The sequence below is a fragment of the Bacteroidota bacterium genome (assembly GCA_017303905.1).
GTDB lineage: Bacteria > Bacteroidota > Bacteroidia > B-17B0 > Aurantibacillaceae > JAHEYG01.
Genome location: JAFLBH010000001.1, coordinates 1,675,033 through 1,686,222, shown reverse-complemented (window position 1 = coordinate 1,686,222; position 11,190 = coordinate 1,675,033). Strand labels below are relative to the sequence as shown.

Here is an 11,190-nt window from a genome sequence, read left to right as displayed (position 1 = left end):
TAGTTAAATGAGATAAACAGCTTCGTTACCTTTTTTTGAGAAATCAGCTTCGATGTGCTCTTGCATAGTTGTTGATAGTGACATTCCCACAAAATCTGCCTTTACTGGATAACGTGAATGACTTCTATCCACTAACACTAAAACATTTAATCGTTTAACAGACGAATCTAAAAACGGCTTAATAGCGTACATAACCGTCTTCCCGCTATTTAAAACATCATCTACAATAATTACCGACTTATTAATGTAATCCTTCTCTGAAAAATCCAACTTAGGTTCGCTGGTCCACGGCTCATTTTTATCGAGTTTAATTTTAGAGAGTTTAATTTTGATATTGGAAATTTTCGCAAGAATCTCTTGCAAACGTTGCGCTACTTTATATCCATTACCATCAATACCAACCAACAAAATTTCCTTTTCGCCGTAATTTTTTTCATAGACTTCATAAGCCATGCGGTTTAACTTACGGCTGATTTGTGTGTGATCTAATATTTTTGTTTTAGCCATTAATGCTTTTTTACAAATTCCTTAATTTTTTGTTTTACTTTATCGTTTGGTTCAACTAACGGTAAACGAACATAGGTTTCGGTAATTTTTAACGCGTTTAAAGCGCACTTGATACCACCAGGATTACCATCAGCAAACAACAAATCAGTAAAGTCCATTAATTTATAATGCAGTTTGCGCGCAGTATCTAAATCATCATTTAACGCAGCGCGCACCATGTCAGAAAAATCCTTTGGATAAGCATTCGCTACAACAGATATAACGCCATCACCACCACACGCAATAATAGGCAAGGTTAAATTATCATCGCCGCTAATCACCAGGAAGTTTTTCGGACGACCATTAATAATCTGCATACACTGCGCCAGATTTCCTGAAGCTTCTTTGATAGCAACAATATTTTTAAAATCCTTTGCTAAACGCAGAGTAGTGTCTGCCGAAATATTAGAAGAAGTTCTTCCCGGAACATTATAAAGAATGATTGGTAATTTGCTTGCTTTGGAAATTGCTTTATAATGCTGATAAATTCCTTCCTGAGACGGTTTATTGTAATAAGGAGAAACTGATAAAATCGCTGAGAAATTTTTCGAATCTACTTTTTCAATTTGTTTTACAATCTCAGTTGTATTGTTTCCACCAACACCAAGCACTAAAGGAACACGCTTTTTATTTTCTTTTACAACACAATCCATCACCTCTTGTTTCTCTTCCTTACTTAATGTAACCGATTCACCGGTAGTACCCATTACTACCAAATATTCAACCTTACCATTAATTAAATGATTAACCAATTTTTTTAAAGCCGGAAAATCAACGGTTCCATTTTTTTTAAAAGGTGTTACAATTGCAACACCTGTGCCTGTTAAATCTAAATTTGCCATATAACAAAAGTAATAAATTAGTTTAGTTGGTCTTAACTAAGCTCAAATATTTTAGAACTTGTTTTAAAAAGTTGCCAATACCATCTGAAGGCGACATAGCAATCGAAATAGTGAAATGTTTACTGTAATCTAAGCCTTCTAAGCCTACCCTGCATTTCGTCTTTATTAGAAGTGTAATTGCCCTCAATGTCGAGTCTCCTTGCAAATCGCCACAAATAACAATGTCGTAATTTTTCTGTTGTAATTTTGTCATTACTTCCTGAACAGGAATATCCAACCAATTCAAGCTTTTCTTATTCAACGAAAGATGCACTTGATTATTTACGGTTATCTTATCGTTAGTGTATGTTATAACATCTACCGGTTTTTGGCATTCGGTTTTAAAAACTTGGGCGGCAGATACTGATGCATTGTCATTAGGGATTACCAGGCAAATGTTTTTTACATCTGCCCAGTTTACCGACTGACTAGCGGAATTTACTTTTTTGAATTCGTTATTTAATACCCAGTTTTTAAAAAAGCCGGCCATAGCACTACACTACCTTAAAATCAGGTTTATTGATTATAGTTAGAAATTTGCTGATAGTTTCATTCATATTCAAATCACTTTTTCCACCGGCTGCATTGATATGTCCTCCTCCGCTAAAATATTCACGCGCGAATTTATTCACATCAAACTTTCCTTTGCTTCTGAAAGATACTTTAATTATCCCGTCCATCTCTGCGAAAAATCCTGAAAATTTAATTCCGTTAATGGATAAAGGATAGTTGACTAAACCTTCTGTGTCACCCTTCTGATAACTGAAATGATTCAATTCATCTTCCGTTAAGGAGATAAATGCTAAATGCTTTTCGGGCATTACCACCATTTTTTGTGATAATGAATGACCCAATAATTTTAAACGATTTGTTGCATAGGTATCATACACCGCTTCATGAATTTGATTTGGAACAGCGCCCTTCTCTAATAAATCAGCTAATATTAAATGTGTTTTGGCGGTAACCGATGAAAAGCGGAAAGAGCCGGTATCTGTCATTAATCCGGTGTATAAACACGAAGCGATTTTTTTATCGATGTGTTTTTTACCTCCCAAGGCTACAATCAAATCATACACCAATTCGCAAGTACTGCAGGCCTTTACGTCATGAAAAACAATTTGAGCAAAAGCATCCGGTTGTTGATGATGATCGATTAATATCTTTGTGGCTTTACTTTTTTCTACCAGTTCACCTAATTTTTCTAAGCGCTTAAATGAGTTAAAATCCAAGGTAAATACCGCATCTGCCTTTTCGATTAACCTGGCCACCTTTTCAGGTTCCGATTGATGATTCAAAACCTTAGCATCACCCGGCATCCAGTGCAAAAACTCGGGATATTCATTTGGCACCACTACGGTAGCCTTCTTTTTCATCTTGGTTAAATAATTAAACAGTGCCAGGGAGGAGCCCATGGCATCTCCATCCGGACTCCAATGTGTAACTATAACACTACTTTTAGCCTTTTTCAGAAGGACTTTCAGTTTATTTACTTCGGTTTTTTTCATTCTTATAACAGACCCTAAAATTACGTTTTATAGAGGGGATTTTAAAACTAAGATATCACCAAAAGAGGCTAAAACCGACTTATTTGGCATATTTGCACAGATACAAGGTAATAAGTATCTTTGCGCCCATTAATTTAAAACCAAAATGGCAGGAAAAATCACATTTACTATGCTTAAACCCGATGCGGTTGAAGCCAACAACATTGGTCCGATTTTAGCAAAAATCAACGAGGGCGGATTCCGCATTGTTGCTATGAAATATTTACGCCTTAGCCCTGAGCAGGCAGGCCAATTTTATGCGGTTCACAAAGAGCGTCCTTTTTACGGAGAGCTTGTTTCTTATATGAGCAGCGGTCCTATCGTTGCAGCTGTATTAACGAAAGATAACGCAGTAGCAGATTTCAGAAAATTAATTGGGGCAACGGATCCAACGAAAGCTGAAGAAGGCACTATTCGTAAAATGTTCGCTAAATCTATTGCTGCAAACGCTATTCACGGCTCTGACAGCGATGAAAACGCAGAAATCGAAGCTAACTTCTTCTTCTCGCAACTAGAACGATTTTAAATAGACTAAAAACCCCTCCAATTGAGGGGTTTTTTATTATACAGATATTAACACAAAACCGTCTAAACAAGACCTTTTTTTAACTTTGTTAACTCTAAATTCTTAACCTTCATGGAAACACTTGAAAAATTAAATGGCGATTATCAAACACAATTAAGTGATTGGATTCAGCATGAAAAAGCAGCGATTGATTTAATCAGCGCTATTGGTAAACTTTGGTTCGAGAAATCAATTGAATTGGTACTTTTCAGAAACCAATTAGTGGATCGCAGCGCCAGTGAAATCATGAACCTTCACTTGTATGCCAAAAATATCGTGAAAAAACCTATCACTGTTAAGGATACAGTTGCAATAGCAAACGAGTTATACAAATCAAATGTTGGACCAAGCAAAATCGATATCGGTCAATTAGCTTATGAATGGCACCAAGAACAAGCTAATTATAAATCCATAACGGATTTCATCAATGATAAATTGAAAAATTTCTTGGGTAATAAAAACAACATTACTCCAAAAGATGTTGTTCTTTTTGGATTTGGACGTATCGGCCGTTTAGCAGCACGCGAATTAATTGCACAAGCAGGTAAAGGTGAACAATTACGTTTAAAAGCGATTGTTACACGCGGAAACAGTGATGATGAAATTGTAAAACGCGCGGATTTATTACGTACTGATTCAGTACACGGTCCATTCCCGGGAACGGTTATCGAAGATTTAGCGAATAAAGCTTTAATCATTAACGGACACACCGTACACATGATTGATGCGAAAAATCCGGAAGATGTTGACTATACAAAATATGGAATTAAAGATGCTTTGTTAATTGATAACACCGGTGTTTTTCGTGATGATAAAGAGTTAAGTCGTCACTTACAAGCAAAAGGTATAGCAAAAGTTTTATTAACTGCGCCTGCAAAAGGAAGCGTTCCAAATGTTGTTTATGGTGTTAACCACGAAAAAGTAGATGTAAAAAAGGAAAATATTTTTTCTGCGGCATCTTGTACTACCAACGCAATCATGCCAATCCTTTATGTTATTGATAAAGAATTAGGCATTGAGAAAGGACACATTGAAACGGTACACTCTTATACTAACGATCAAAACTTACTCGACAATTATCATAAAAAATACCGTCGTGGCCGTTCTGCTGCCTTAAACATGGTAATTACTGAAACGGGTGCAGAAAGTGCTTTGAAAAAAGTATTACCACATTTATCCGGTAAGTTTACCGCTAACTCTGTACGAGTACCAACTCCAAATGTTTCGTTAGCGATTTTAAATTTAAACGTGAACAAAGAAGTGACTAAAGAACAAGTAAACGATATTATCAAGAAGTACGCTTTATCCGGAGGTTTAGTTGAACAGATTCAGTATGCATTTTCTAATGAATTAGTTTCTACAGACATTATCGGTTCTTCTTGTCCGAGTGTATTCGATAGTCAAGCTACTATCATTTCACCTGATAAAAAGAGCATTGTACTTTATGTATGGTATGATAACGAATACGGTTACACCCGTCAGGTTATCCGTTTCAGCAAACAAATTGCAGAAGTACGCAGACCGGTATATTACTAATATCAAAAAAGCCCCGATAAAATCGGGGCTTTTTATTTCTATACTAATACCAATGGCACTGAAATGTTATGACGCACATCTTCAATCGTTGTACCCAGCAAAATATCCTTAAATGTTTTGTGGCCGTGCGTTCCCATGACTAACATATCACATTGATGAGCGCTCACCGATTTAGGAATGGCAGTTTTCGGATTACCATAGGTTAATGCAAGATGACTCACAAACCCTTTTTCTGACAATTGATCTTGATATTTTTTCAAGTATTGATAATCCTGCTCACGCTCCATGTCAAACGAATCTTCACCATAAACCACAGCATTAGTACTTTCTAATACGTGTACGAGTACATACTCCGCATTCTTCCCTCCCAACATTATCGCTTTATTAATAGCCTTATTATCACTACTGCTGAAATCTACAGTAATCGCGATTTTTTTGTACGCGTTTACTTCAGTAAACTCTATTGGTTTAAAATCGCCATGAAAGGTATTTGTTTTAATGTTTTGTTTGCTGATAAATGGAACTATTATAATATATAAGAGCATTAAAAAACAAAACAAACATAAAGGCACCACAGTAAAACTTATCAGCAAAGGACTTTCAGAACCAACAATCCAATCCGTTAATTCATGAATGACCATTTTAATATTCAGACCAATAATAACAAGTGCCGCCACCCAGGAAATAATTTTTTGCCACATTGGAATCACAAATTCACCCATTTTGTTTTTATCGCTCACAAAATGAATCAAAGGAATAACCGCGAAGCCGAGTTGTAAACTCAAAATAACCTGACTTAAAATCAAAAGCTTTCCCGTACTGTGTTCACCCATAATTAAAATGGTGATAAATGCAGGAACAATTGCAATTAACCGCGTTAACAAACGACGAATCCATGGTTGCAAACGTAAATTCAAATACCCTTCCATCACCACTTGACCGGCTAATGTTCCGGTTACTGTTGAGCTTTGTCCCGCTGCAATTAAAGCTACAGCAAATAAAATCGGAGCCAAGGTACTTCCTAACATAGGTTCTAACAAATGATGGGCATCCTGAATATCGCTTACGTTATTCATTCCCTTAGTAAAAAACGAAGCTGCTGCAAGTATGAGAATAGCAGCATTTACAAATAGCGCCAGGTTTAAAGCAACAGCACTATCAATCACATTAAACTTTATGGCTTTCTTTATTCCAACCGGACTCCTTTCGATTTTTCGTGTTTGAACCAAGGAACTATGGAGGTATAAATTATGCGGCATTACTGTTGCTCCAATAATACCAATAGCGATATAAAGTGCTTCATCGTTGGCCAGACCGGGAATAATTCCCTTTACCACTTCCCCCATGTCAGGTTTAGCAATAAGTAATTGAATCAAAAAGGAAACACCAATTAACATAACAAGCGATAAAATGAATGCTTCCATCTTACGGATTCCCTTATTCAATAAAAACAAAAGCAAAAAACTGTCTAAAACAGTAATTACAACTGCCGTTAGGAGCGAAACGTTAGGAAATAACAAATGAATACCGATAGCCATTCCGATTACTTCGGCCATATCCGTTGCCGCTATAGCAATTTCAGCAAGAATATATAAAAAGAAATTAATGAATGAAGGATAACTCTCTCTGCTCGCTTGCGCTAAATCCTTTCCTGTAACTATTCCCAATCGTGCGCAATGGCTTTGTAATAAAATAGCAATAAGGTTACTCATTAGTAACACCCAAATTAAACTGTAACCAAATTGTGCACCACCGGCAATATCAGTAGCCCAGTTTCCCGGATCCATGTAACCAACACTTACCATGTAGGCCGGACCTAAAAATGCAAATAAGCTCTTCCAACGAGATTTTCCTGAAGTAACCACGCTGGCGTGTACTTCTTCTAATGATTTTCCGCTCGACTTTGTCATGATTTTACCTCCACCAAAATATTTAATGCCACTTTATGACTTAAAAATAAACCGTGATTCTTATTCACTTTTACTTTAAGCGATTGATCGTATGAATTCACTTCATCCACTTTTAAATGATCACCCAGTCCAATACCTGACTGCGACAAATATTGAAGAAACTGAGTGCTATGATCACTCACTCCGGTTACAATTAAAACTTGCTTTACTTTTGCCTCCGCCAGAGCAATTGATTTTTGAGCATAGAATTTTCCATTTGCATCCGGAATAGGATCTCCGTGCGGGTCATGCTTCGGGCGACCTAAAAACAAATCCAACTTCTCAATTAATTCGTCGCTGTTAATATGCTCCAATTGTTCGGCGATATCATGCACTTCATCCCATTTAAACTTCAACTTCTCCACTAAAAACACCTCCCATAAACGATGTTTACGCACAACTTTCACTGCAGTTTTACGTCCCTTTTCCGTTAACCTTACTCCCTTGTAAGGCTTGTAATCTATAAATTTCTTCTCTGCTAATCGCTTTAACATATCAGTCACAGAAGCTGCTTTGTTATTCAAATGCTCCGAAATCTGATTGGTACTCACCTCTGCATCGCCATACAAACGACTCAAAGAAAAAATAGCCTTCAGATAATTTTCTTCTGTGAATGAAATTTCCATGATGCAAATATACAAATATTTATATTAATCTAAATATTTTTTTAGACTAGTCTAAATTTAACCTCCTAAACATCCATCAAAGTCCTACTTTTCAAGCTGATAACATCATCTCCCCCATTTCGCGTGATTTTAATATTAAGGTCATTTCCCCCCTTAAATCCCCCTGTTTGCGATTTGGTGCTTTCACCTAAACCATTAGCTTTGTTAGGTAATTTTTTATCATGAAAAAAGTAACCTCTATTATCACTACCGCTGCGCTTTTTGCATCAGTGAGTTTGTTTTCTCAAAAAAAGGAAGAACCCAAAAAACCGGCTGAACCTACAGATCCATTATTAAAAGCTGAAACTTATTCTTCGCTTTCATTTAGAAGTATTGGCCCTGCAGTTACCTCCGGACGCATTGTCGACATTGCCGTTAATCCTAATAATAAAAGTGAATGGTACATTGTTGCCGCTGCGGGTGGTGTTTGGAAAACTACGAATGCCGGCGTTACTTTTAATCCGATTTTTGACGGACAAGGTGCTTATTCTATTGGCTGTATTTCAATTGACCCGAATAATTCAAATGTAATCTGGGTTGGAACCGGCGAAAACAATAATCAACGCGCTGTTGGTTATGGCGATGGTGTATATAAAAGTGAAGACGGCGGTAAAACCTGGAAGAATGTTGGCTTAGGAAAATCAGAGCACATTGGCATGATTGCCATTGACCCAACAAACAGTGATAATGTATTAGTAGCTGCGTATGGTCCGTTATGGAATTCAGGTGGTGAACGCGGCATTTATAAAACCACAGATGGCGGTAAAACCTGGAAACAAGTTTTAAATGTTAGCGATAATACAGGCTTTAATGAAGTACATATTGATAAAAAACGACCAAACATTGTATATGCAACAGCGCATCAGCGTCGTCGCCATGAATGGACCTACATCAGCGGTGGGCCGGAAAGTGCTTTATACAAAAGTACTGATGGCGGAAACACATGGAATAAACTAACTAACGGTCTGCCTGCAGGGGATGTAGGTCGTATTGCATTGGCCATTTCTCCTGTAAATACAGATATTGTTTACGCCATGGTTGAAGCCAATGACGATGCCGGTGGATTTTACAAAAGTACTGACAGAGGCGCTAGCTTTACACGCCAAGGTGGTCACCGCACAGCCGGTAATTATTACATGGAAATATTTGCTGACCCAAAAGACGTAAATAAAATTTACTCTATGGACACCTGGGCACAGGTAAGTGAAAATGGCGGAAAATCATTTCACGGCATGGGTGAAAAAAACAAGCACGTAGATAATCATGCCATTTATGTTGACCCTGATAACACAGATCATATATTAATGGGTTGTGATGGTGGTTTATATGAAACATTTGATGGTGCTGCTAACTGGAATTACAAAGCTAACTTACCTATTACGCAATTTTACCGTGTATGTGTGGATAATAGCAAACCATTCTATTATATCTATGGAGGTACACAAGATAACAATTCATTGGGTGGTCCAAGCAGAACAATTAGCGCAACAGGTGTAACCAATGCCGATTGGTTTGTAACAGTTGGAGGAGACGGTTTCCAATCACGTGTAGATCCAAACGAACCAAACATTGTTTACTCAGAATGGCAATATGGTGGTTTAATTCGTTACGATAGAAAATCAGGTGAAGCTGTTGATATTAAACCTCAGGAAAAACCGGGAGAGCCTGCTTATCGATATAACTGGGATGCTCCGTTAATCATCAGTGCATTTGACAACAAGAGAATTTATTTCGCTGCCAATAAGGTTTTCAGAAGTGATGACCGTGGTAATACCTGGCAAGTTATCAGCAATGATTTATCAAGAGGAATTGACCGTAACAAATTACCTGTGATGGGTAAAGTATGGAGCATGGATGCCGTAGCGAAAAATCAATCGACTTCTATTTACGGAAACATCACTGCTTTAGCTGAATCACCAAAAAATGAAAATATAATTTACGCTGGAACCGATGATGGTTTAATACAAGTTACAACAGATGGCGGTAAGAACTGGACCAAGTCATCAACATTCCCCGGCGTACCGGCTATTAATGTTGGAGGAGCTACATCCGGACCGTTAGTTAATTTCATCATGACATCACAACACGATGAAAACGTGGCGTATGCCGTGTTAAACAATCACCGTATGGGAGATTTCAAACCTTATTTAGTGAAAACAAGCGATAAAGGAAAAACATGGACGAATATTACAGGTAATCTTCCTGAAAAAGGAAGCACTTACAGCATGGCAGAAGATCACAAAAACAAAGATTTATTATTCTGCGGAACTGAGTTTGGCTTTTACTTTAGCAATAACGGTGGTAAAAACTGGATTGAAATTACTGCAGGTTTGCCACAAGCTATCTGTGTTAAAGATATAGCCATTCAAAAAAGAGAGAATGACATTGTAATTGCAACATTTGGTCGCGGTTTTTATATTATCGACGATTATAGTTTATTGCAGAATATCAAAAAAGAAGATTTAGATAAAAAAGCAACGATATTCCCTGTGAAAGACGGATTGGTTTATAACGAATCAACTCCATACGGACATAAAGGAAAATCATTTCAGGGAGCTTCATTTTACAATGTAAACAATCCACCGGTTGGTGCAACCATCACATGGTATTTAAAGGATTCTTACAAGACAATAAAAGACAAACGTAAAGAGGCGGAGAAAGAAAAAATCAAAGCGGGTAAAGACGTATTTTATCCATCAGCCGATAGCATCCGCTTAGAAGATAAAGAAGAAGCCGTTTATACTATACTCGTGATTACCGATGAGCAAGGGAATGAAGTGCGTAAAATTAAACAAGACGCTAAAAAAGGCATGAAGAAAGTAACTTGGAATGGCAGACACGAAATTACTTCAGCGGTGAATTTTTATACGCCGAATCCGGACAATCCTTATGAGAGTGAAGACTTAGGTGCGCCGGCTATTCCGGGAAAATATTTCGCTCAGATTTTTAAAGTAGAGAACGGTGTTACCGAAGCCTTATCAGAAAAACGCGATTTCAACTTAACTACATTGCAAAACTCTACGCTTCCATTACCGGATCAAAAACAAATGGTGGAATTAAACAAATCATTGGGGGAATTAAGACGAGTAATGGCCGGCAGTTCTAATTACACAGGCGGAATGAGCGAGCGTTTGAAATACTTGAAGAAAGGCATCCAAGAAGGCCCATCCAGCAGTTTAACGCTTTTAAAAGATGTAAAAGAACTTGAACAACAAATTGAAGCCATTAATTTTGTTTTACATGGTGATGGAAGTTTGGCTAAACGCGAATTTGAAACATTACCGGGTTTATATGGAAGCTTAGAAAATATAGTATGGGGAACCTGGAGTAATTCGTTAGGTGCAACTAATACTTACAAAGAAAAGCTAGCTGAGATAAAAGAAAAATTCAAACCGGTTTATAATCAGATTTCTGAAACTGCGAAAAAATTAGCAGATTTGGAAAACAAGGCAGAAGGCATGAAACTTCCGGCAACTCCGGGCCGTTTGCCTAAATGGGAATAAA

The 11,190-nt window shown here is 37.3% G+C and carries 9 protein-coding genes; 3 read left to right on the top strand and 6 right to left on the bottom strand.

What is annotated here, in order from left to right:
- Nucleotides 1-3: 3 nt before the first annotated feature.
- Genes J0L69_07170 through J0L69_07155 form a run of 4 tightly spaced genes read right to left on the bottom strand, consistent with a single transcriptional unit; the run spans nucleotide 4 to nucleotide 2,932 of the window.
- The gene (locus J0L69_07170; GenBank protein MBN8692961.1) at nucleotides 4-507 is read right to left on the bottom strand and encodes a phosphoribosyltransferase; all 504 of its coding nucleotides are present in this window, start codon (nucleotides 505-507) and stop codon (nucleotides 4-6) included.
- Nucleotides 507-1,388 carry a 4-hydroxy-tetrahydrodipicolinate synthase gene (locus tag J0L69_07165; protein MBN8692960.1) on the bottom strand — a complete coding sequence of 294 codons (882 nt, stop codon included), beginning with the start codon at nucleotides 1,386-1,388 and terminating at the stop codon, nucleotides 507-509. Before J0L69_07165 ends, J0L69_07170 begins: the two co-directional genes overlap by 1 nt.
- A 22-nt stretch (nucleotides 1,389-1,410) precedes the next feature.
- The gene (locus J0L69_07160) at nucleotides 1,411-1,917 is read right to left on the bottom strand and encodes a hypothetical protein (GenBank protein ID MBN8692959.1); all 507 of its coding nucleotides are present in this window, start codon (nucleotides 1,915-1,917) and stop codon (nucleotides 1,411-1,413) included.
- A gap of 4 nt (nucleotides 1,918-1,921) precedes the next feature.
- Complete coding sequence (locus tag J0L69_07155; protein ID MBN8692958.1) at nucleotides 1,922-2,932, bottom strand: bifunctional oligoribonuclease/PAP phosphatase NrnA; 1,011 nt, start codon at nucleotides 2,930-2,932, stop codon at nucleotides 1,922-1,924.
- A 145-nt stretch (nucleotides 2,933-3,077) separates the two neighbouring features.
- Here J0L69_07155 and J0L69_07150 point away from each other — a divergent pair, with 145 nt between their 5' ends.
- Nucleotides 3,078-3,497, top strand: a complete 420-nt coding sequence (locus J0L69_07150; protein ID MBN8692957.1) for a nucleoside-diphosphate kinase — start codon at nucleotides 3,078-3,080, stop codon at nucleotides 3,495-3,497.
- Nucleotides 3,498-3,608: 111 nt separating this feature from the next.
- A complete protein-coding gene (locus tag J0L69_07145) occupies nucleotides 3,609-5,072 on the top strand; it encodes a glyceraldehyde-3-phosphate dehydrogenase (GenBank protein ID MBN8692956.1) in 1,464 nt (487 codons plus the stop codon).
- Between the two features lie 38 nt (nucleotides 5,073-5,110).
- Here the strand turns inward: J0L69_07145 and J0L69_07140 are convergent, their stop codons facing one another.
- Together J0L69_07140 and J0L69_07135 are read right to left on the bottom strand one after the other, a co-directional pair.
- A complete protein-coding gene (locus J0L69_07140) occupies nucleotides 5,111-6,982 on the bottom strand; it encodes an Nramp family divalent metal transporter (protein ID MBN8692955.1) in 1,872 nt (623 codons plus the stop codon).
- Nucleotides 6,979-7,647: a metal-dependent transcriptional regulator gene (locus tag J0L69_07135; GenBank protein MBN8692954.1), complete on the bottom strand. Its 669-nt coding sequence runs from the start codon at nucleotides 7,645-7,647 to the stop codon at nucleotides 6,979-6,981. The genes J0L69_07140 and J0L69_07135 overlap by 4 nt, the downstream gene beginning before the upstream one ends.
- Nucleotides 7,648-7,868: 221 nt before the next feature.
- On the opposite strand from J0L69_07135, the gene J0L69_07130 reads away from it, so the two are divergent.
- Nucleotides 7,869-11,189: a glycosyl hydrolase gene (locus tag J0L69_07130; protein ID MBN8692953.1), complete on the top strand. Its 3,321-nt coding sequence runs from the start codon at nucleotides 7,869-7,871 to the stop codon at nucleotides 11,187-11,189.
- The last annotated feature ends 1 nt before the right edge of the window (nucleotide 11,190 follow it).

Coding starts and splice junctions, on each gene's coding strand:
- J0L69_07170 (MBN8692961.1), bottom strand. CDS start 507: ATGGCTAAAACAAAAATATTAGATCACACACAAATCAGCCGTAAGTTA.
- J0L69_07165 (MBN8692960.1), bottom strand. CDS start 1,388: ATGGCAAATTTAGATTTAACAGGCACAGGTGTTGCAATTGTAACACCT.
- J0L69_07160 (MBN8692959.1), bottom strand. CDS start 1,917: ATGGCCGGCTTTTTTAAAAACTGGGTATTAAATAACGAATTCAAAAAA.
- J0L69_07155 (MBN8692958.1), bottom strand. CDS start 2,932: ATGAAAAAAACCGAAGTAAATAAACTGAAAGTCCTTCTGAAAAAGGCT.
- J0L69_07150 (MBN8692957.1), top strand. CDS start 3,078: ATGGCAGGAAAAATCACATTTACTATGCTTAAACCCGATGCGGTTGAA.
- J0L69_07145 (MBN8692956.1), top strand. CDS start 3,609: ATGGAAACACTTGAAAAATTAAATGGCGATTATCAAACACAATTAAGT.
- J0L69_07140 (MBN8692955.1), bottom strand. CDS start 6,982: ATGACAAAGTCGAGCGGAAAATCATTAGAAGAAGTACACGCCAGCGTG.
- J0L69_07135 (MBN8692954.1), bottom strand. CDS start 7,647: ATGGAAATTTCATTCACAGAAGAAAATTATCTGAAGGCTATTTTTTCT.
- J0L69_07130 (MBN8692953.1), top strand. CDS start 7,869: ATGAAAAAAGTAACCTCTATTATCACTACCGCTGCGCTTTTTGCATCA.